At 67.5% G+C, this 20732-nt stretch carries 23 protein-coding genes; 7 read left to right on the top strand and 16 right to left on the bottom strand.

Going from position 1 to position 20732, the window contains the following annotated elements; genetic code table 11:
* Positions 1 to 14: 14 nt before the first annotated feature.
* Positions 15 to 1133 carry a hypothetical protein gene (locus ABDZ95_RS03460; protein WP_343790416.1) on the top strand — a complete coding sequence of 373 codons (1119 nt, stop codon included), beginning with the start codon at positions 15 to 17 and terminating at the stop codon, positions 1131 to 1133.
* Positions 1134 to 1193: 60 nt separating this feature from the next.
* Here the strand turns inward: ABDZ95_RS03460 and ahcY are convergent, their stop codons facing one another.
* Positions 1194 to 2585, bottom strand: a complete 1392-nt coding sequence (gene ahcY / locus ABDZ95_RS03465) for an adenosylhomocysteinase (protein ID WP_343790419.1) — start codon at positions 2583 to 2585, stop codon at positions 1194 to 1196.
* Between the two features lie 153 nt (positions 2586 to 2738).
* Here ahcY and ABDZ95_RS03470 point away from each other — a divergent pair, with 153 nt between their 5' ends.
* On the top strand, positions 2739 to 4067 hold the full coding sequence (locus ABDZ95_RS03470; RefSeq protein ID WP_343790422.1) for an amidohydrolase family protein: 1329 nt from the start codon (positions 2739 to 2741) through the stop codon (positions 4065 to 4067).
* A gap of 66 nt (positions 4068 to 4133) precedes the next feature.
* On the opposite strand, the gene ABDZ95_RS03475 is transcribed toward ABDZ95_RS03470, so the two are convergent.
* The gene (locus ABDZ95_RS03475) at positions 4134 to 4529 is read right to left on the bottom strand and encodes a hypothetical protein (RefSeq protein ID WP_343790425.1); all 396 of its coding nucleotides are present in this window, start codon (positions 4527 to 4529) and stop codon (positions 4134 to 4136) included.
* Between the two features lie 295 nt (positions 4530 to 4824).
* On the opposite strand from ABDZ95_RS03475, the gene dnaK reads away from it, so the two are divergent.
* From dnaK to dapB, 3 genes are all read left to right on the top strand, one after another.
* Positions 4825 to 6732, top strand: a complete 1908-nt coding sequence (gene dnaK / locus ABDZ95_RS03480) for a molecular chaperone DnaK (RefSeq protein WP_343790428.1) — start codon at positions 4825 to 4827, stop codon at positions 6730 to 6732.
* A gap of 170 nt (positions 6733 to 6902) precedes the next feature.
* The gene (dnaJ, locus tag ABDZ95_RS03485; RefSeq protein ID WP_343790431.1) at positions 6903 to 8081 is read left to right on the top strand and encodes a molecular chaperone DnaJ; all 1179 of its coding nucleotides are present in this window, start codon (positions 6903 to 6905) and stop codon (positions 8079 to 8081) included.
* Positions 8082 to 8150: 69 nt separating this feature from the next.
* Positions 8151 to 8900, top strand: a complete 750-nt coding sequence (gene dapB / locus ABDZ95_RS03490; protein ID WP_343790434.1) for a 4-hydroxy-tetrahydrodipicolinate reductase — start codon at positions 8151 to 8153, stop codon at positions 8898 to 8900.
* 142 nt (positions 8901 to 9042) lie between these two features.
* Here dapB and ABDZ95_RS03495 read toward each other — a convergent pair whose 3' ends face one another.
* Positions 9043 to 9405, bottom strand: coding sequence for a hypothetical protein (locus ABDZ95_RS03495; protein WP_343790437.1), 363 nt, complete (start codon positions 9403 to 9405; stop codon positions 9043 to 9045).
* 121 nt (positions 9406 to 9526) lie between these two features.
* Between ABDZ95_RS03495 and ABDZ95_RS03500 the strand changes: the two genes are divergently transcribed.
* A complete protein-coding gene (locus tag ABDZ95_RS03500) occupies positions 9527 to 10207 on the top strand; it encodes a hypothetical protein (RefSeq protein ID WP_343790440.1) in 681 nt (226 codons plus the stop codon).
* Here the strand turns inward: ABDZ95_RS03500 and dut are convergent.
* Both dut and coaBC read right to left on the bottom strand, forming a co-directional pair.
* A complete protein-coding gene (gene dut / locus ABDZ95_RS03505) occupies positions 10204 to 10653 on the bottom strand; it encodes a dUTP diphosphatase (RefSeq protein ID WP_343790443.1) in 450 nt (149 codons plus the stop codon). The genes ABDZ95_RS03500 and dut overlap by 4 nt on opposite strands.
* 14 nt (positions 10654 to 10667) lie before the next feature.
* Complete coding sequence (gene coaBC, locus ABDZ95_RS03510; protein WP_343790446.1) at positions 10668 to 11891, bottom strand: bifunctional phosphopantothenoylcysteine decarboxylase/phosphopantothenate--cysteine ligase CoaBC; 1224 nt, start codon at positions 11889 to 11891, stop codon at positions 10668 to 10670.
* 113 nt (positions 11892 to 12004) lie between these two features.
* On the opposite strand from coaBC, the gene ABDZ95_RS03515 reads away from it, so the two are divergent.
* Positions 12005 to 12520, top strand: coding sequence for an S-type pyocin family protein (locus ABDZ95_RS03515; RefSeq protein ID WP_343790449.1), 516 nt, complete (start codon positions 12005 to 12007; stop codon positions 12518 to 12520).
* 10 nt (positions 12521 to 12530) lie between these two features.
* Here ABDZ95_RS03515 and ABDZ95_RS03520 read toward each other — a convergent pair whose 3' ends face one another.
* The 11 genes from ABDZ95_RS03520 to ABDZ95_RS03570 form a co-directional block, all read right to left on the bottom strand.
* The gene (locus tag ABDZ95_RS03520) at positions 12531 to 12947 is read right to left on the bottom strand and encodes a helix-turn-helix domain-containing protein (RefSeq protein WP_343790452.1); all 417 of its coding nucleotides are present in this window, start codon (positions 12945 to 12947) and stop codon (positions 12531 to 12533) included.
* Positions 12948 to 13117: 170 nt separating this feature from the next.
* Positions 13118 to 14728 (bottom strand): apolipoprotein N-acyltransferase, encoded by a 1611-nt coding sequence (gene lnt, locus ABDZ95_RS03525; RefSeq protein ID WP_343790455.1) that lies wholly within the window; start codon positions 14726 to 14728, stop codon positions 13118 to 13120.
* Positions 14703 to 15164 carry an rRNA maturation RNase YbeY gene (ybeY, locus tag ABDZ95_RS03530; RefSeq protein WP_343790458.1) on the bottom strand — a complete coding sequence of 154 codons (462 nt, stop codon included), beginning with the start codon at positions 15162 to 15164 and terminating at the stop codon, positions 14703 to 14705. Before ybeY ends, lnt begins: the two co-directional genes overlap by 26 nt.
* Complete coding sequence (locus ABDZ95_RS03535; RefSeq protein ID WP_343790461.1) at positions 15161 to 16144, bottom strand: PhoH family protein; 984 nt, start codon at positions 16142 to 16144, stop codon at positions 15161 to 15163. Before ABDZ95_RS03535 ends, ybeY begins: the two co-directional genes overlap by 4 nt.
* Positions 16144 to 17517, bottom strand: a complete 1374-nt coding sequence (gene miaB, locus ABDZ95_RS03540) for a tRNA (N6-isopentenyl adenosine(37)-C2)-methylthiotransferase MiaB (protein WP_343790464.1) — start codon at positions 17515 to 17517, stop codon at positions 16144 to 16146. The genes ABDZ95_RS03535 and miaB overlap by 1 nt, the downstream gene beginning before the upstream one ends.
* A gap of 42 nt (positions 17518 to 17559) precedes the next feature.
* Complete coding sequence (locus ABDZ95_RS03545; RefSeq protein ID WP_343790467.1) at positions 17560 to 17826, bottom strand: hypothetical protein; 267 nt, start codon at positions 17824 to 17826, stop codon at positions 17560 to 17562.
* Between the two features lies 1 nt (position 17827).
* Positions 17828 to 18265 (bottom strand): Fur family transcriptional regulator, encoded by a 438-nt coding sequence (locus ABDZ95_RS03550; RefSeq protein ID WP_425542944.1) that lies wholly within the window; start codon positions 18263 to 18265, stop codon positions 17828 to 17830.
* A 65-nt stretch (positions 18266 to 18330) separates the two neighbouring features.
* Positions 18331 to 18756, bottom strand: a complete 426-nt coding sequence (locus ABDZ95_RS03555; protein WP_343790473.1) for a GNAT family N-acetyltransferase — start codon at positions 18754 to 18756, stop codon at positions 18331 to 18333.
* Positions 18753 to 19427: a tRNA (adenosine(37)-N6)-threonylcarbamoyltransferase complex dimerization subunit type 1 TsaB gene (gene tsaB / locus ABDZ95_RS03560; protein ID WP_343790476.1), complete on the bottom strand. Its 675-nt coding sequence runs from the start codon at positions 19425 to 19427 to the stop codon at positions 18753 to 18755. The genes ABDZ95_RS03555 and tsaB overlap by 4 nt, the downstream gene beginning before the upstream one ends.
* 4 nt (positions 19428 to 19431) lie before the next feature.
* On the bottom strand, positions 19432 to 19992 hold the full coding sequence (locus ABDZ95_RS03565) for a NifU family protein (RefSeq protein WP_343790479.1): 561 nt from the start codon (positions 19990 to 19992) through the stop codon (positions 19432 to 19434).
* A 229-nt stretch (positions 19993 to 20221) separates the two neighbouring features.
* On the bottom strand, positions 20222 to 20692 hold the full coding sequence (locus ABDZ95_RS03570) for a universal stress protein (RefSeq protein WP_343790482.1): 471 nt from the start codon (positions 20690 to 20692) through the stop codon (positions 20222 to 20224).
* Positions 20693 to 20732: the final 40 nt, after the last annotated feature.

Below are 20732 nucleotides of genomic sequence, written 5' to 3' on the forward strand. Positions count from 1 at the left end.
TTCAGAGGGGCCTGATGACCGACCGCGCGATCCGAAACCTGGCTCACCTGCGCAAGTCTGCGTCGACGGCGCGCGTGCTGAACCTGCTGAAGGTCTACAACGATCACCGGCGCGACCCCGACTATGCGGAAAAGCCGATATTCCGCACCGTGGCGCTGAACCGCGCTCTGATCATCAAGCACCGCCTGCGTCGCAACGAGTTCGACGCCTTCCACCTGCGTCGTCAGGTGTCGACGAAGGTGGTCATTCCCATCGACAGCGACGACCTGAAGACCGGCGGCCGCTTCGTCTTCGTGGACCAGCGCAATTTCGAGCGCCTGATGCAGGAGTCCTTTGGCATCGAGCCCGGGCACCCCGATCTGGTCACCCTGCGCCTGATGGACGCCCTGCCGTCGCTGGACCCCTTCCTGCTGCGCGAGCAGCTGAAGCGCGGCGGGGTCGAGCCGGCGGCCTGCTACTTCTCCATCAGCGATGCCGACCTCGACCGCATGCTGGCCTTCGTCGAGAGCGAGATCCGGCCGCTGGTCACCCTCAGCGTCGGCGACGACATCGAGACCGTCGGCTCGACCCGACGTCTGGCCGGCAAGATCCTGTCCAGCGACCCCGGCGACCGGATGGAGGCGCTGCGCGAGACGTTGCAGCTGCACCCGGACGAGTATCAGGAGGGCGTCTTCTGCTGGAAGGGCTTCCTCTACTACAAATGGGTGCTGACCAGCCTGCTGGGCGACGTCACCGCCGTGGCCGACGCCGTCGCGACGGTGAAGCCCTTGGGCAAGGTCGACCGCACTGCGCGCGAGTATCTGGATCGCGGCCGCAGGGTGCTGCACGAGCGGATCATGAAGACCTGCGAGGAGGTCTCGGCCACCCTGCGCATCTACGACGACGCCTATGCGGACCTGACGGTGCACGGAAAGCCCGCGGCCTTCCGCGACTTCCTCCTCAGGGCGCCGCGGCTGTTCACCCGTCTGGGCGAGCAGCTGGGCGCGGTGCAGCACGTGATCAGCTTCTGGCGCTTCCGCTTCGCTCCCGGCGCGCCGCCGGTCAGCGTGGACGAGCTGATCGATGTCTTCATGGACTTCGAGACCGGCCTGGCCGACCGCGATCAGGAGCTCGGGCAGCTGATGGTGGCCTGAACGAAAGAGGCCCGGCGGATCGCTCCGCCGGGCCTCCCCGTCTCCGCCTTCAGGCAGGGATCAATAGCGGTAGTGCGAGGGCTTGAACGGGCCTTCGGTCGGCACGCCGATGTAGTCGGCCTGTTCCTTCTTCAGCACGGTCAGCTGGGCGCCCAGCTTGGCCAGGTGCAGGAAGGCGACCTTCTCGTCGAGGTGCTTGGGCAGGGTGTAGACGTTGTTGTCGTACGCCTTGATGTTGGTCCACAGCTCGATCTGCGCCAGCGTCTGGTTGGTGAACGAGGCCGACATCACGAACGACGGGTGGCCCGTGGCGTTGCCCAGGTTCACCAGACGGCCTTCCGACAGCAGGATGATCTTCTTGCCGTCCGGGAATTCGATGTGGTGCACCTGCGGCTTGATCTCGTCCCACTTGAAGTTCTTCAGGCCGGCGACCTGAATCTCCGAGTCGAAGTGACCGATGTTGCAGACGATGGCGTTATTCCGCATCGCGCGCATGTGCTCGACGGTGATGACGTCCTTGTTGCCCGTCGCGGTGACGAAGATGTCGGCCTTGTCGGCGACGTCGTCCAGGGTCTGGACCTCATAGCCTTCCATCGCCGCCTGCAGGGCGCAGATCGGGTCGATCTCGGTGACGATCACGCGGGCGCCGCCCTGGCGCAGCGAGGCGGCCGAGCCCTTGCCCACGTCGCCGTAGCCGCAGACAACGGCGACCTTGCCCGACAGCATGACGTCGGTGCCGCGACGGATCGCGTCGACCAGCGATTCACGGCAGCCGTACAGGTTGTCGAACTTCGACTTGGTGACGCTGTCGTTGACGTTGATCGCCGGGAACGGCAGGTCGCCGCGCTCGGCCATCTGGTACAGGCGGTGCACGCCGGTGGTGGTCTCTTCCGACACGCCGCCGATCGCGTCGCGGATGGCCGAGTAGAAGCCCGGCTTCTCCTTCAGGTACCGCTTCATGACCTTGTAGAGGGCTTCCTCTTCCTCGTTGGTCGGGTTGTCCAGGACCGAGGCGTCCATCTCGGCCTTCGGACCGAGCACGCACAGCAGGGTCGCGTCGCCGCCGTCGTCGAGGATCAGGTTCGGGTAGCCGCCGTCAGCCCATTCGAAGATCTTGTGGGCGTAGTCCCAGTACTCTTCCAGCGTTTCGCCCTTCACGGCGAAGACCGGGGTCTTGTTGGCGGCGATGGCGGCCGCGGCGTGGTCTTGGGTCGAGAAGATGTTGCACGAAGCCCAGCGAACCTCGGCGCCCAGCGCTTCCAGCGTCTGGATCAGCACGGCGGTCTGGATCGTCATGTGCAGCGAACCGGCGATCCGCGCGCCCTTCAGCGGCTGCGCCGCGCCGTACTCCTCGCGCAGGGCCATCAGGCCGGGCATTTCGGTTTCGGCGATCGCGATTTCCTTGTTGCCGAAGTCGGCAAGCGAGATGTCACGGACGATATAGTCGGTCATGGATCTGTTCCGGGTCCTTGGTTTGGCGCGCGTATAGACCGCCGACGCCGCAACCGCAAGAAACCCATAAAGATGTCCTTATATGATTGTCCGCTGGCGGAGAGGCGCGATCTGCGCTGTGGTGGCGACTTTCGGACGTCCGGGGAGGGATGAATGAAACGGATCGCAGCATGCGCCGCGGCCATGGCGCTGATCGCCGGACACGCGTGGGCGCAGGACACGACGCCGCCGGAGGGACCGGTCACCCTGGTTCAGGCCGGGCGGTTGCTGGATCGCCCCGGACAGGCGCCGCGTGGACCCTCGACGGTGGTCATCCGGGACGGCCGGGTGGTCGAGATCCGCGACGGCTTCATCGACGCCGCCGCCTTCCCGGGCGCGACGGTCATCGACCAGAGGGACCGCTTCGTCCTGCCGGGCCTGATCGACAGCCACGTGCATCTGGTTTCGGATTTCGGCGGTCAGGCCGGTCTGGTGTCGGAGATGACCGAGAACCTGCCGGTCCACGCCTTCCGCGCCGCCGACAACGCCCGCAAGACCCTGATGGCCGGCTTCACCACCGTCCGGAACCTCGGCGACAGCGGCGGCGTCACCCTGGCGCTCGCCGACGAGACCGAAGCCCATCGCCTGCCGGGACCGCGCATCATAGACGCCGGGAACAGCATCTCGACGACCTCGGGCCACATGGACGGCCGGTTGGGCTTCAACGACGATCTGCGCGAGGTCATGCCGCACGATAACGTCTGCAATGGTGTGGAGAGCTGCCGCGAGGCGGTCCGCATCCAGGTCGGACGCGGGGCGCGTGTGATCAAGATCGCCACCACCGGCGGAGTGAACAGCCGCATCGGGGCCGGTCTGGGCGCCCAGATGTTCGAGGACGAGGCCCGCGCCCTGATCGAGACGGCGCATTTGTACGGCCTGCGGGTCGCCGTTCACGCCCACGGGGCAGACGGCGTCAATCTGGCCCTGCGTTTGGGCGCGAACTCGATCGAGCACGGCACCATCTTCGACGACGAGACCCTGCGCCTGTTCCGCCAGTCCGGCGCCTACTACGTCCCGACCCTGTCGACGGTGAACGGCTATATCGAACGTCTGGCCGCCGACCCCAACGCCTACTCGCCGGAGGTCCTGCCCAAGATCCAGTGGCGCATCCGGATCACCGGCGAGTCCCTGCAACGGGCCGTGCCGGCCGGCGTCCGCATCGCCTTCGGCACCGACGCCGGCGTGTCGAAGCACGGTCGCAACGCCGACGAGTTCGCCCTGATGGTCCAGCACGGCATGACGCCGATGCAGGCCATTCACGCCGCCACGGTCAACGCGGCCGACCTGCTGGGCCTCGCTGACGAGATCGGCACGCTGGAGCCCGGCAAGCGCGCGGACCTGATCGCCGTCGACGGCGATCCCCTGACCGATGTGACGACACTGACCTCGGTCGACTTCGTCATGCGCGACGGCCGCGTCTATCGCAGCGAAGCCGGCGACTGACGCCCAAACGAAAACCGCCTCCCCCCAGCGGAGGGGAGGCGGCCTTCTCATCCGCTGACTACGGAATCAGCGGGTGTAGTAGTAGTCCGCGATCTGGCAGACGTTGACCTGCATGCGGGTCAGTTCCTGGCCGTTCGTGAAGCGGGCCTTGAAGTCGTACAGGCAGGCGCCCGAGCCATCGTCGATATTCATCATGATGCTGCGGCCGGCGCCCAGAACGCTGGAGCCCAGCATGTCCTCCTGCCAGCTGTCGATGCGGCTGTCCGAGGCGTAGAAATGGCTCATCGTCCAGCCGGTCTGGTTGTGGATCCGAACCCGGCGGTTCAGGCCGTCGCGCGACTGGACGGTGATGGTGGTCACCTTCTCGGCCGCGATCAGCGGCTCGGCGGCGGTGGCGATGGAGGTCGTGCCCAGGGCGGCGGCGATCAGCGCGGCGCGGGCGATGGTCTTGAAGGCGATCATGTCTGTTCTCCCCAGCCGGCGGGATCGTCGGCTCCCTTGATGACGCCGTTATCCGGGAAACAGACGGGCCCGTCTTCTGACGAGGTCTGACGAGGAATCTCGCCCGCGGGACAATAGGGGCTTGCAGGGCCGGGGGTGTTTCCCATATCGGCGACAACCCGTTGAAAACCCCGCAAGCCGTGGGGGCTTCGACATCCACCAACGACCGGAACCTGAAACGGGGGCGGTCACGCGCGGCGCTTCGCTTTAAAAGGCCGCCGCATCGCCCGCTGTATGGAGTGAAAAGACAAAGCCCATGGCCAAGATCATCGGCATCGACCTCGGCACCACCAACTCGTGTGTGGCCGTCATGGACGGCAAGAACCCCAAGGTCATCGAAAACGCGGAAGGCAACCGCACGACCCCGTCGGTCGTCGCCATCCAGGACAACGGCGAAGTGCTGGTGGGTCAACCCGCCAAGCGTCAGGCCGTGACCAACCCGACCAACACCTTCTTCGCCATCAAGCGCCTGATCGGCCGCAACTACGACGATCCCGTCGTGGCGAAGGACAAGGGCATGGTGCCCTACGAGATTTCGAAGGGCCCGACCGGCGACGCCTGGGTGAAAGCCCACGGCAAGGACTATTCGCCGCAGCAGATCAGCGCCTTCACCCTGGGCAAGATGAAGGAGGCCGCCGAGGCCTATCTGGGCGAGAAGGTCACCCAGGCCGTCATCACCGTCCCGGCCTACTTCAATGACGCCCAGCGTCAGGCGACCAAGGACGCCGGCAAGATCGCCGGCCTCGAAGTCCTGCGCATCATCAACGAGCCGACCGCGGCCGCCCTAGCCTATGGTCTGGACAAGAACGACGGCCAGAAGATCGCCGTCTACGACCTCGGCGGCGGCACCTTCGACGTCTCGATCCTCGAGATCGGCGACGGCGTGTTCGAGGTGAAGTCGACCAACGGCGACACCTTCCTCGGCGGTGAGGACTTCGATCTGCGCCTCGTCGACTACCTGGCCGACGAGTTCAAGAAGGAGCAGGGCGTCGACCTGCGCTCCGACAAGCTGGCCCTGCAGCGCCTGAAGGAAGAGGCCGAGAAGGCCAAGAAGGAGCTGTCCTCGACCACCCAGTACGAGGTCAACCTTCCATTCATCACCATGAACGCCTCGGGCCCGCTGCACCTGAACATCAAGCTGTCGCGCGCCAAACTCGAGGCTCTGGTCGAGGATCTGGTCCAGCGCACGATCGAGCCCTGCGCCAAGGCCCTGAAGGATGCCGGTCTGAAGGCCTCGGACATCGACGAGGTCGTCCTCGTCGGCGGCATGACCCGTATGCCCAAGGTCGTGGAGGCCGTGAAGGCCTTCTTCGGCAAGGAGCCGCACAAGGGCGTGAACCCCGATGAAGTCGTGGCGCTGGGCGCGGCCGTTCAGGCCGGCGTGCTGCAAGGCGACGTCAAGGACGTGCTGCTGCTGGACGTGACCCCGCTGACCCTGGGCATCGAGACCCTCGGCGGCGTCTTCACCCCTCTGATCGAACGCAACACGACGATCCCGACCAAGAAGAGCCAGACCTTCTCGACCGCTGACGACAACCAGTCGGCCGTGACGATCCGCGTCTTCCAGGGCGAGCGTCCGATGGCCGCCGACAACAAGGTGCTGGGCCAGTTCGACCTGATGGGCATTCCGCCGGCGCCGCGCGGCATGCCGCAGATCGAGGTCGCCTTCGACATCGACGCCAACGGCATCGTGCACGTCACCGCCAAGGACAAGGCAACCAACAAGGAACAGTCGATCCGAATCCAAGCTAACGGCGGCCTGTCGGACGCCGACATCGAGAAGATGGTCAAGGAAGCCGAGGCCAACGCCGCGGCCGACAAGGCCCGCAAGGAACTGGTCGAGGCCCAGAACGGCGCCGACAGCCTGATCCACTCGACCGAGAAGGCCCTGTCCGAGCACGGCGACAAGATCGGCGACACCGAGAAGGCCGCCATCCAGACCGCTCTGGACGACCTGAAGTCGGCGAAGGACGGCACGGATCCGGAAGCCATCCGCGAGAAGACCAACACCCTCGCTCAAGCCTCGATGAAGCTGGGCGAGGCCATGTACGCCGCCCAGAACACGGGCGGTGACGAGGCTTCGGCCGAGCAACCGGCTGACGACGGCGTGGTCGATGCGGAGTTCGAGGAAGTCTCGGACGCGGACGACAAGAAGAACGCGTAAGTCACTCCTGACGCGGAAACGATATGGCCCCGCTTGTCCTTCGACGGGCGGGGCCTTCTTTTGAAACTTGCATCATCGGATCGGGCGCCCATGTCAGCCCGGTCAACGCTTCGCTTCAAAGGCCGGGAACAGGCCCGAAGCGAGGGCGAGAGTAAGAGGACGAACGCCTGATGGCGCGTGACTATTACGAAGTTCTGGGGGTCGAGCGGACGATCGACGCCGCCGGTCTGAAGTCGGCCTATCGCAAGCTGGCGATGCAGCACCACCCTGACCGCAACGGCGGCTCGGAAGAGTCGATGGCGATCTTCAAGGAGATCTCCGAGGCCTACACCGTCCTGTCCGACGACCAGAAGCGCGCCGCCTACGACCGCTTCGGCCACGCCGGCGTCAACGGCGGCATGGGCGGCGGCGGACAGGGCCAGGGCTTCCACGACATCAACGACATCTTCTCCCAGGTCTTCGGCGACGCCTTCGGGGACGTCTTCAGCGGTCAGCGCGGCGGCGGACGCCAGTCGGGCCCGCGTCGCGGCTCGGACCTGCGCTACGACCTCGAGATCACGCTGGAGCAGGCCTACAAGGGCGCCGACGTCGAGATTTCGGTCCCGACCACCGCGACCTGCGACACCTGCGAAGGCACGGGCGCGAAGAAGGGCGCCAAGCCGACCACATGCTCGACCTGCAGCGGCGCCGGCCGCATCCGTCAGGCCAACGGCTTCTTCCAGATGGAGCGCACCTGCCCGCACTGCGGCGGTCAGGGCAGCCGCCTGTCCCAGGCCGACACCTGCACCAGCTGTCTGGGCCACGGTCAGGTCCGCAAGAACCGCGTCCTGAACCTCAAGGTCCCCGCCGGCGTTGACGACGGCTCGCGCATCCGCCTGTCGGGCGAGGGCGACGCCGGCCAGCGCGGCGGTCCCCGCGGCGACCTCTACGTCTTCCTTTCAGTCACTCCGCACGAGCTGTTCGAGCGCGACAATCTCGACCTTCTGGTCACCGTTCCAGTCTCGGTGACCACCGCAGCGCTGGGCGGCGAGATCGACGCCCCCTGTCTCGTGTCCGAAGCTTGCGACGGCCGCTGCAAGGCCCCTGTCGTCGTCCCCGCGGGCGCCCAGACCGGCAAGACCGTCCGCATCAAGGGCAAGGGCATGCCCCACCTGAACGGCCGCCAGCGCGGCGATCTGGTGGTCGAGCTGTTCGTCGAGACCCCCACCGACCTGACGCCCCGCCAGAAGGAGCTTCTGGAAGAGCTGGCCGCCTCGCTGGGCGACACGCAGACGCCGAAGAACGCCTCCTTCGCCGGCAAGGCCAAGCGCTTCTGGGCCGACATCCTCGGCGCGGAGAACGCGCAGTAGGCACCGCGCCGGGATAGCGAAATCAGCGAATTCATCCATTGTGCGGATGAACTCTTCGAGGGGACCGATTTGAGCGCCATCTTCCACGCCGGCATTTCCGGAGCACGGGGCCGCATGGGTCGGGCCGTCTCGGCCGTTCTGGACGCCCGCGAGGACGTCGTCGTCGCCGCCCGCTTCGACCGCGGCGAGAGCCCGGACCTGTCGCTGTGCGACGTGATCATCGACTTCTCAACGCCCGAGGCGTCCGTCGAGCTGGCCCAGGCCTGCGCCGCCGTCGGCGGTCCGGCCCTGGTCATCGGCTCCACCGGCCTGACCGAGGAGCAGGACGCCGAAATCCTGAAGGCAGCCGAGAAGATCGCCATCGTGCGCAGCGGAAACTTTTCGCTGGGCGTCAACATCCTGATCGGACTGGTCGAACACGCCGCCCAGCGGCTGGACGCCCGCGACTGGGATATTGAGATCTCCGAGGCCCACCACCGCCGCAAGGTGGATGCGCCCTCAGGCACCGCCCTGATGCTGGGCGAGGCGGTCGCCAACGGCCGCGCCGAGGACCTCGAGGACATTCGCATGCCGCCGTGGGACGGCATCACCGGTCCGCGCGAGACCGGCAAGATCGGCTTCTCCTCGACCCGCGCCGGCGGCATCATCGGCGAACACACCGTGCTGTTCGCCTCGGACGACGAGGTCCTGACCCTCAGCCACTCCGCCATCGACCGCTCGCTCTTCGCCAAGGGCGCGGTGGCGGCCGCCGCCTGGGTCCGCAGCCGCAAGCCGGGGCTTTACGACATGCAGGACGTTCTTGGTTTCCGTCAGGCCTAGGCCTGACGGAGTGCGCTAACGCTCGCCGCGCGGCGGCTCACTGCCTGAGCGCGAGTGGTGCGCGAACCGCCAGGCCGCGTCGGGTCGAGAAGGCGGAGCCTTTTGACCGCGGCCCAAAAGAATGACTGAGGGCCAGAGGCCCTCAGTGCGCGTGCACCCTGCGACGCCCGCCGCCCGTGAACAGCGACTTGATGAAGAAGAACACGGCGATGACGATCGCATAACCCAGGAACAGGGCCAGCACCGTCATCCAGAAGCCCAGCGTCAGCAGGGGCGGCAGGGCCAGCGACCCGCCGTCCAGAACGGGCCTCAGGACGCCGATCAGGATGTGCACGAAGGCCGCGCCCAACGCCGTGGCCCACAGCCGGCTCCACGCCGGCATCATCAGGGCCGCGATCACCGCGATCAGCAGGCCCATGACCTGGTTGACGCCGTCGAAGCCGCCCTGCGCCAGTCCGAACAGGGCCGACAGGAAGGTCATGATCGAGTCGATGAGGGAATCCATACCGCATCCTCTGTCTTCACTACGGCCGAGCTTGGCCGGGAAGCAGGGTTAACGCGGCTCAGGCCGGAAGGCTCCGCGGGTTTGGTTGCACCGAGCATGGGATTGCTTCTAGGTTGAGCTGATGCGGCGTTTTCCTCTCACAGTCGTGGCCGCACTGGCCTTTGCGCCAGCCCTCGCGTTGGGCTGCGCGGCGGATGCGAACGCCGATCAGGCCGCTGATGTGCGCTTCGGACGGAGGGGAGAGGCGACGATCTTCGAGAAGATTTGCCGCTACACCTTCGAGGAAATCCCACCCACCTTCACGATGCTGGAACTGACCATCGAAAACGGCGGGCTGACCAGTTTTGACGGAAGGCAGGGGTTTCTGTTCGTGCCGGCGCGATCTGACGAATGTCCTGACCTTACGGCGCTGGGCGCCTCGACGCCCGAAGTCGTATCTCATGGCGACGCGGCTGCCAGGTTTGGTCGGACCTCGGGTGCTCTCCGGCCCAGCGGGCCGGAGCAGACGAGTATCGTGCTCTACCAGCCTTCCGGCGCGCCCGTCGGGGACTTCCTGCAACTGATGCTCGACGTCGGCGCGCTGGTCATGAACGACATGCTCCCTGTGACCCATTTCGCAGCCATGGGAGCTGCTATCTGTCTCGAGGGCCCTGACGCGGCTGCAATCAGGGACCGCATTTCCGAGGCCGAACTGACCGAACCCGAGAGCGTGATCGTGACCATCGGTAGCGGACTCTGCCGAACCGCCACTCGCGAAATCACGGGGCGGCCATGGCCCGAAGTGGTTGCCTCGGCCTCCTAACGCCCCGTCGAGCCGAAGCCACCCGCGCCGCGCGCTGTCTCGTCCAGCGCCTTGACCTCGACGACGGTCGCCTGCTCGTGCCGGGCGATGACCATCTGGGCGATGCGCTCGCCACGCTGGATCGCGAACGGCTCCTGACCGTGGTTGATCAGGATCACGCCAACCTCTCCGCGATAGTCGCTGTCGACCGTGCCGGGCGAGTTAAGGCAGGTGATGCCGTGCTTCAGCGCCAGACCCGAGCGAGGCCGCACCTGGGCTTCATAACCCGGCTCCAGTGCGATCTTCAGACCCGTCTTCACCAGCGCCCGCGCGCCCGGCGCCAGCGTCAGCGGCTCACCCTCCGGCAGGGCCGCGCGCAGGTCCATCCCGGCCGAGCCCGTGGTCTCATAGGTCGGCAGGGGCAGGCCTTCGGCATGCGGAAGGCGCTCGACGCGGACGGTCGTCATGGGCGGGGTATCTCTCAGGCCTTGAAGTGGTCGGCGATGCGGGCGGCCAGCTTGCGCGCCACCTCGGTCTTTGACTGGCGCGGCCAGCTGTCGGCGCCGTCGCGGGTGAACAGCGTCACCGCATTGCCGTCTGCGCCGAACACGTCGTCCGATACGTCGTTGCCGACGATCCAGTCGCAGCCCTTGCGTGACAGCTTGGCCAGGGCGTTGGCTTCCAGGTCGGTCGTCTCGGCCGCGAAGCCCACGACCAGCGTCGGCCGGTCCTTGCCGGGCTTGGAGACGCCGGCGAGGATGTCGGGGTTCTCGATCAGCGACAGGGACGGCGGCCCGCCCGGCGCCTTCTTGATCTTGCCCGAGGCCACGCCGTCCACGCGCCAGTCGGCGACCGCGGCGCTCATCACGGCGATGTCGGCGGGGAAGGCGGCCTTGACCGCCGCCTGCATGTCGCGCGCCGTCTCGACCCAGACCCGTTCGACCCCCACCGGAGCGGACAGGGCGACCGGGCCGGACACCAGCGTCACCTTGGCGCCCAGCGCCGCCAGCGCCTCGGCGATCGCATAGCCCTGCTTGCCGCTGGAGCGGTTGGTCAGGCCCCGCACCGGGTCGATGGGCTCGAAGGTCGGACCGGCCGTCACCACCGCCGTGCGACCCGCCAGCGGGCGTCCGTCGGGGCCGGCCAGCAGACCGGAAATCGCATCCAGAATGGCCGCCGGCTCAGCCATCCGGCCCGGGCCGAATTCGCCACAGGCCATCTCGCCCTCGCCCGGTCCGACCACCGCGACGCCATGGAAGCCGTCGAAGCCCTTCAACCGCTCGACATTGGCCTGCACCGCGGGGTGCAGCCACATCCGCACGTTCATCGCCGGCGCCAGCAGCACCCGCTTGTCAGTGGCCAGAAGCGTGGTCGAGGCCAGGTCGTCGGCGAAGCCGTTGGCCGCCTTGGCGATCAGGCCCGCCGTCGCCGGCGCCACCACCACCAGATCGGCCCAGCGCGACAGCTCGATATGGCCCATGGCCGTCTCGTCCTCGGGCATGAACAGGGCCTGGCGAACGGGATGGCCGGTCAGGGCCGCCAGCGACATGGGCGTGACGAACTCGGCCCCGGCGGCGGTCAGCACGCTCATGACCTCTGCGCCCGACTTCTTCAGCAGGCGCACCAGCTCCAGCGACTTGTAGGCCGCGATGCCGCCGCCCACGATCAGCAGGATCTTTCGTTCGGACAGGGCAGCGGTGCTCATCCTTCCGATCTAGCGATGCGGCCCCCCTGCGTCGAGTGACGCTTCGGCGAACGTTGCGGGAACGAACAACCTGTGATTACTTCGCGCCGCTGAAGCGTGTACGGGAGGGCGGAATGTTCAAACCGATGACGCTGGCGACGGCCGGCCTGATGATGCTGACGCTCGCGGGATGCGGGGATGGCGGTTCTGCGGTGGAGACGCGGGATCGCAGTGCGAGCGACGAGGCTGCGCCGACGACGCGGGCGGACGCCGCTGGCGAGGCCGGGAAGGGCGGTGGCCAGCCCGCGCCCGCGCTGACCGCCAACCGGCGCGAGAGCGTGGACGAAAAGGTGGTGCGACTGTTCGAGCGCAACGGCGCCGACTTCGACGCCCGCACGCCCGAGGACTATCTGCGCAAGGTTCGCGCCTTCACAGGCTCACCGCCGTCGGGAACGGAACGGGTCGAGCGGGCGAACGGGGATGTGCTGCTGTATCAGGCCTCGACCAACACCTTCGCGGTGCTGTCGCGCGACGGCGTGCCCAAGACGATGTTCAAGCCGGACAGCGGCGCGGCCTACTGGGCCGAACAGAAAGAACGGGCGCCGACCTTCGGTCGTCGCCGTCAGGGATCGGATCGATCGGAGGAATGAGGGAGGGCGATCAGCCCTCGTCGCCCTCGGTACGGTCGGTCATGTCGCGGATCAGGTCCAGCGCCAGTTTCTGCTGTCGGGTCGACAGCTGGGGCGCCAGGCGATTGATCTCGATCGTGTAGCGGGTGGCCGGGAAGTCGTGTTCGAACGCCGCGCCGTCTTCATTGTAGCCGGCCAGCTGTGCGCCGGTCAGGCCTTCGAAGAAGAAGCCGATATCGACCTTGAAGAACCGGGCGATGTCCCAAAGCTTCGAGGCGGAGATGCGGTTGGCGCCCTTCTCGTACTTCTGGATCTGCTGGAAGGTCAGACCGAGAGCTCGTCCGAGGTCGCTCTGGTTGTAACCCAATGCGAGGCGCTTCTCGCACACTCGCCGGCCCACGTGCCGGTCCACCGGGTGGGGACCGTCATCGCCCTTGCCTCTCGCCATCGTAACCTTGCCTTCGAACTCGGTGCAGCAACGCCTGCATGCGCTCCTGATTGGCCTATGTCATCCAAAAACAGGCCAAATTACGCCATTGCAACACTAGGGTTGCGGACCAAGAACATTCCCTCTCGTGCGGATGGAAACACCCTTACAAAATGCTCTTGTTGCGAGAGTCAGACGAGGATTTCGCGACGCTTGCGGACGATACTCGACCATGGCAAGGCGGTCGCCAGACCGCCGATGATCGCCAGCCAGAACAGCAGATCTCCGGTCCGGCCATAGATGGTCACGGCCGTCGGTCGGGGCAGGCGGGCATCGATCACGCCGCTCTCGCCCGGGTCGAGGCGTTCGGCGCCGATCACCCGCCCCCAAGGATCGATCATGGCCGAAACGCCGGTCGGCGTGGAGCGGACAATGGGCAGGCCGGTTTCGATGGCGCGGTAGCTGGCCAGGTTCAGGTGCTGGCGCGGCCCGGACGATCGCCCGAACCAGGCGTCGTTGGAGATGTTGACGATCCACTCCGGCCGGCCGGTCGAACCGGCGGTGAAGCCGGGATACAGGCTCTCGTAGCAGATCAGCGGCTGAACGCGCGGCGCGCCGGGAATGTCGATCGGCGCGGGCCGCTCGCCGGGCGTGAAGTCCAGCGGCATGTGGGTCAGGCTGCGGACGCCGAGAGCGCCCATCAGGTCGCCCAGCGGCATGTACTCGCCGAACGGCACCAGCCGGTATTTGTCGTAGATGGTCGAGATGCGCAGGCCCGGCCCGCCCTCGTCCGTCAGCACGAACATGCTGTTGTAATAGCGCGCGCCCTCGGGAACCGTCGGATCGGGCACGCCGCGGCCCAGACCGATCAGCAGACTTTGACCCGGCTGCAGGGCGTTGGAGATCGCCGTGGCGTCCGGCGAGTTGAACACGTCGCTGGCGGTGGCCGGCAGGGCGCCCTCCGGCCAGATCACGATGTCCGGCAGAACCGCGCCGGGCTGCGCCGTCAGGCTGACATAGCGATCGACGATGCTCTGGTAGCTCTCGGGAGACCATTTGGACTCCTGCTTGATGTCGGCCTGAACGATCCGTACCACCGTCGGGGTCAGCTCGACCTGCGCCTGCGACAGCCGCACCGTTCCACCGATCACCAGCGCCGCGATGGTCAGCACGCCCAGCGCCGCCGTCACGCCCTTCGCCTTCATCGAGCCGCGCCCGGCCAGGGGCGCGAAGGCGGCGGCGGCGGCCACGGTGACGAAGCTCAGGCCATAGATGCCGGCGATCGAGGCGAACTGCGAGGCGGCCGAGCCGGCCTTCCAGCTGGCGCCCGCCGGATTCCACGGGAAGCCGGTCAGCAGGTTTCCGCGCAGCCACTCCAGCAGGCAGAACAGGGCGGCGAAGACCAGCACCTTGGCCATGCCGTCCGGGCTGAAGCGGCGGTAAAGGGCCGTGGCCGTACCCCAGAACAGACCCAACCCGGCCGGCAGCAGGGAGGCCGCGAACGGCGCCATCCACGCCTGCGCCGGATCGACCAGGAAGGCCTCGGCCACCCACCAGCAGCTGATGAAGAAATAGGCGAAGCCCGCCAGCCACCCCATCCAGAAGCCGCCGCGCGTCGTGCGCGACCGCTCGGTCAGGATCATCAGCAGGGCGTAGCCCAGCAGGCCGGGCAGAATGCCGAACGGCGGATGGGCCAGAGCCGCGCCCGCACCCGCCAGCAGGGCCAGGGCGATGCGGCCCAATCGCAGGATCAGCCGCGAGCGCAGGCTGCCGTCATCAAGCTTCGCCGAGAGGGTGATCATTCGTCTCGTATGGGTCCGCTATGCCCAGGCTGGCAAGGATGGATCGTTCCTCCTGCTCCATCTCCTCCGCCTCTTCGTCGATTTCATGGTCACGGCCCAGCAGATGCAGCACCCCATGCACCACCAGATGGGACAGGTGATCCGACAGGGACTTGCCCTGCGCCTGCGCCTCCTCGACGCAGACACCGTGGGCCAGCACCAGATCGCCCAGATGCGGCATGGCGCTTTCGGCCGCCGGGAAGGACAGGACGTTGGTCGGCCTGTCCCTGTCGCGGAAGCGGGCGTTCAGATCGCGGATCGTCGTATCGTCCGTCAGCAGAACGACCACATCGCCCTCGACCGCGCCCAGCGCCGCCATCGCCGCGCGCTCGACCACCGCCGCAGCCGTGGGCAGGCTGGAGGCCCATTCCAGATCCTCGAGCTCGACCTCGATCACGTCGTCGGCTTTCCGGCCGCTTGCGCCGCTGCGTCGGCGTCATAGGCGCGCACGATCCGCTCGACCATGGCGTGGCGCACCACGTCCTGCGCCTGGAACTTCAGCACCCCGGAGCCCTGCACGCCATCGAGGATGCGCAGGGCATGGGACAGGCCGGAGTCGCGGGCGTTCAGCAGGTCGATCTGCGACGGGTCGCCCGTCACCACCATCCGCGCGCCCTCCCCCAGACGGGTCAGCACCATCTTCATCTGCAGCTTCGTGAGGTTCTGCGCCTCGTCGACGATGATGAAGGCGTGGGCCAGCGTCCGGCCGCGCATGAAGGCGATCGGCGCCGCCTCGATCTCGCCCTTGTCGCGCCGACGACGGACGTCATCCGGACCCAGAATGTCGTTCAGCGCCTCCCAGATCGGGGCCAGATAGGGATCGACCTTCTCGTTCAGGTCGCCCGGCAGGAAGCCCAGCTTCTCGCCCGCCTCGACCGCCGGCCGGGTGATCACCAGCCGGTCCACCTGCCCCCGCCGCAGCAGGGAAGCGCCATAGGCGGCCGCGAGGAAGGTCTTGCCCGTTCCCGCCGGGCCAACGCCGAAGGTCAGCTCGCAGCGCGACAGCAGCTCCAGATACCGGGCCTGCGCCGCCGTCTTGGGCGCGATGGCCCCGCGACGCCCGACCGGCAGGGCCACGGCGTCCGGAGCGATACTCCCCTGCCCCGCCCGCGGCTGGGCCACGGCCGCGCCCAGGGCCGTGCGCACATCGGCCTCGGTGATCTCGGCGCCGGTCTCGGCGCGGTCGGCCAGGGTCTCGATGACCCGCTTGGCCTGCGCGCGATCGCGGGCAGAGCCGTTGATCGACACCCCTCCGCCCGGCGTCTCGACCAGCACCTTGAAGCGATCCTCGATCAGCGCGATGTGCCGGCTGTTCGGACCGATGACCGCGCGCAGGGCCTCGTCGCCCAGCGCCAGGAACTCACTCTCACGAGCCATCAAGCCGCTTTCTGAAGAAGTCGGCCGCTGAGGGATTTCAGCCCGCCGCTCTCGATCGTCACCGGAACGATCTGACCGATCAGTTGATCCGCGACGCCATCGACATAGACCGGTTGCAGCCACGGCGACCGACCCGTGACATGGCCGTCGAACTTGCCCGGACGCTCGAACAGCACTGGAATCGTCATGCCCGCGCGCGAGGCATTGAACGCCGTCTGCTGATCGAACAGCAGGGTCTGCAGCGTCTGCAGCCGCTCGCGCGACACGGCGTCGGGCACCTGGGCGCCCATGGTCGCCGCCGGCGTGCCGGGGCGAGGCGAGTACATGAAGGAGAAGGCCGAGGCGTAGGTCACGCGACGGACCAGATCCATCGTGTCCTCGAAATCCTTCTCGGTCTCGCCGGGGAAGCCGACGATGAAATCGCCCGACATCGCCATGTCCGGCCGCGCCTTGCGGATGCGGTCGATCAGCTCGAAATACTTCTGCCGCCCGTGCTTGCGGTTCATCAGCCGCAGGATGCGATCCGAGCCAGACTGCACCGGCAGGTGCAGCCACGGCATCAGCACATCCAGATCGCGGTGCGCCTGGATCAGGTCGTCCGACATGTCGTTCGGATGGCTGGTCGTGTAGCGGATGCGGTCCAGTCCGGGGATCTCGGCCAAGGCCCAGGCCAGCCGCGCCAGCGTCGACGGCTTTCCGTCCGGTCCCTCGCCGTCATAGGCGTTGACGTTCTGGCCCAGTAACGTGACTTCACGAACGCCCTTGGCCGCCAGCTCCCGGGCCTCGGCCAGGATCGCCGCCACCGGCCGCGACCACTCGGCGCCGCGGGTGTAGGGCACCACGCAGAAGGTGCAGAATTTGTCGCAACCCTCCTGCACGGTCAGGAAGGCGGTGAAGCCGTCCACCCCGCGCGCGGCGGGGAGGGCGTCGAACTTCTCATCCGGCGCGAAGTCGGCGCCGATCCGCTCGCCCCGCGCCCGCGCCGTGCGCGTCAAGAGCTCGGGCAGCTGGTGATACGCCTGCGGGCCGACGACCAGATCGACCGCCGGCTGGCGCTTCATGATCTCCTCGCCCTCGGCCTGGGCCACGCAGCCCGCGACAGCGATGGTCATGGCCCCACCTTTTGCGTCCTTCAGCTCGCGCATCTTGCCGAGCTCGGAATAGACCTTCTCGGCCGCCTTCTCGCGGATGTGGCAGGTGTTCAGGATGACGAAGTCGGCGTCCTCCACGGTGTCCGTGGCGGCATAACCCAGCGGGCGCAGGACATCGGCCATGCGCTCGGAGTCATAGACGTTCATCTGGCAGCCGTAGGTCTTGATGAACAGGCGTTTGGTCGCCTGCTCGTCCTTCGGCGGGACAAGGGTCTCGGTCATGAAAGGCTTATGATATCCGGCTGCGGCGACCGCAAGGCACGGTCAGGACCGGTGCGGGCTCTGTTGGCGGCGCCAGATACCCACACCCTCCACCACCGCGGCAAGGCCGAGGCCCAGCATCATCGCAGTCGCCAACGCTATCGCGCCGGTGACATCCTGAAAGGCGATCGGCCCGACCGCCAAGCCGGAGAGCGCCAGAACGCCCACTAATTTCGCAAGCAACTCAGGCAGTCGCCACGGGCGACCACCGATCCCGAACACGCCCAGACTGCCGACGCACCAGATCAGGCCGACGACGGCGAGGAACACCTCAGGCCGTTTCGTCCACGCTGTGGGCGTGGCGCTTGTAAACCAGACCTTCGCGATCTTCCGGAGCCGCCCCGGGGATCGGCTTGCCGTAGAGCTCCAGCTTGTGGCCGACCAGTTCGAAGCCCAGACGCTTGGCGATCTCGGTCTTCAGGCGCTCGATCTCGGCGTCGAAGAACTCGATGACCTCGCCGGTCTTGGTGTCGATCAGGTGATCGTGGTGGTCGTCGCCGGCCTCTTCATAGCGGCTGCGGCCATCGCCGAAGTCGTGCTTCTCGACGACTCCGGCTTCCTCGAACAGGCGCACGGTGCGGTAGACCGTGGCGATCGAGATGTGCGGATCGATGGCGGAGGCGCGGCGGTACAACTCCTCCACATCGGGGTGATCTTCGGCGGCCGACAGCACCCGCGCGATCACGCGGCGTTGTTCGGTCATGCGCATGCCGCGCTCGGCGCAGAGTTTCTCGATCCGGTCCATGGAACGCGAGAATAGGGGGCGTCTCGGCTCTAGGGAAGCCGCCCGGTCAAGTTGAGAGTCAGAAGCATTGCATCGCGCCGCGACCCATCAGCGCGGGCGTAGTATCGCAGCCTCCGACCGGCCTCCTCGAAGCCCGCCCGGCGATAGACGGCGAGGGCCGAGGCGTTGTCGTCGGCGACCTCGAGAAAGACCCGATGCGCCCCTCGTTCGGCCGCTTCGGCGACGCCTTCGGCGGTAAGGCGACCGCCCTCCCCTCGCCCGCGCGCGTCCGGGCGCACGGCCAGGGTCAGGATCTCGGCCTCGTCGGCCACGGCACGCATCAGGATGAAGCCGGCCTCGCTCTCGACCACGAACACACCCGGTCCGGCCAGCAGGTCTGCGAAGGCGGCGGCGTCCCAGGGCGCGTCGAAGGCCGTGGCGTGCAGCGCCGCCAGACGCGGCGCCTGATCGCTCACGCCGGAACCGCCGAACGCGGCTGGCCCGGCAGGCGGGTCGGCGGGGTCGCATCGGGCGCGCGCAGGTACATGGGCTTCGGTGGGTTCGCTTCCGGATCCAGAGCCGCCGTCAGCCACGCCAGGTCCTCCGGTCGTGCGCCCACGGCGTCCACCACCGTCGCGCCGGGCGCGCTTTCCAGCACCAATCCCGAGCCCGATCCAATCAACGCCGGCGTGGTCAGCTCGGCCACCCGACCTTGCGCGTCCTCGATGGACAGGGCCTCGGCCGGCCCCTGCGCATCGCCGCCTTTCCAGAACCGGGCATAGACCTGCCCGCGTCGCGCATCGATCAGAGCCGCGCGGTCCGGCGCGTCCGACGCCTCGGCGAGCGCATCCAGCGTCGACAGCCCGACCACCGGCTTGCCCAGCGCTGCGCCCAGACCCAGCGCGAAGGCCATGCCGACGCGCAGGCCGGTGAAGGAGCCCGGCCCGACGGTCACGCCGATCCGGTCGATGCCGTCGAAACCGCCCGCATCCTTCGCCGCATCGCGCGCCAGCCCGGCCAGTCGTTCGGAATGCCCCTTGGTCATAGCCTCGGAACGCAGACCCAGCGGCCGCACGACCGCGCCGTCGACCTCGAACACCCCGGCCGTGCACAGGCCCAGGGCGGTATCGACGACCAGCACCTGCATCGGATCAGAGGACCTGCTCGACGCGGGTCACTTCGGGCACGTAGTGTTTCATCATCTGCTCGACGCCGGACTTCAGCGTCGCCGACGACGACGGACAGCCCGAACAGGCGCCGCGCAGCCGCAGGGACAGGACGCCGGTCTCCTCGTCGAAGGAGTCGAAGAGGATGTCGCCGCCGTCCTGCGCCACCGCCGGGCGGATACGGCTGTCCAGCAGTCCCTTGATCTCGGCCACGATCTCGCTGTCCTCGCCCTCGCCGCCGGCATGGCTGTCGCCGCCGCCCTCGCGCAGCAGGGGCGCGCCCGAGACGAAATGATCCATGATCGCCGCCAGAATCGGCGCCTTCATCGTCGTCCACTCCGGCCCCTGCGGCTCGCGGGTGACGGAAACGTAGTCGTAGCCGAAGAAGACGCTGGTCACGCCTTCCAGCTCGAACAGGGACTCGGCCAGCGGCGAGGCGGTCGCCTCGTCCACATTGACGAAATCGCGCGGATCGTTCGCCACGTCCCGTCCCGGCAGGAACTTCAGGACGTTCGGGTTCGGCGTCGGTTCGGTCTGGATGAACATGGCCGGTAAGTGCGCTTTGACGAGGCGAGGTTCAAGGGCAGTTCCCCCGGACTCACCTCTCCATTCCCCCAGGAATGGAGAGGACAGATCGACGCGCAGCGGCGATCAGGAGAGGGCGACACCGGCGGATGTGATCGGAGCTCCGCCAACCACGGCTGCCGTCGCCCTCTCCTGACCGCTTCGCGGTCTGTTCTCTCCATCGCCTTGAAGGGGCGATGGAGAGGTGAGCCTACGCCAGATCCTCAATGTCCTTCTCGGTCAGCTCGCCCGGCACGATCGTCACCGGCAGCTTGCGGCCGGTGAAGGCCGCACCCTGTTTGACGATGGCCGAGACCAGCGGTCCCGGGCCGCGGTTCCCCTCGCCGGCGGCCAGCACCAGAATCTTGATCTCCGGGTCCTCGCCGACGACCTTGCGGATACAGGCCTGCGGCTCGCCACGCTCGATCAGCAACATGGGCGTTGCGCCCGACCGCTCGGCCGCCTCGCCTGCCCATTTGTTCAGCAGGGCCTCGGCCTCGGTGCGGGTCTGGCGCTCGATCTCGTCGCGGACCCCGGCCCAGTGGGCGTCGGACGCCGCCGTCGGGATGACCTGCAGCATGACCACACGGCCGCCGGTCGACTTCGCTCGACGGCTGGCATAGCGCAGCGCCGCCTCGAATTCGGGGCTGTCGTCGACGACGACCAGAAACTTGCGCGGCATTCAGCCTCTCCCCATCCGGCCCGACATGTAGCAGATCGGC

It is taken from the genome of Brevundimonas kwangchunensis (assembly GCF_039523815.1).
GTDB classification, from domain to species: domain Bacteria; phylum Pseudomonadota; class Alphaproteobacteria; order Caulobacterales; family Caulobacteraceae; genus Brevundimonas; species Brevundimonas kwangchunensis.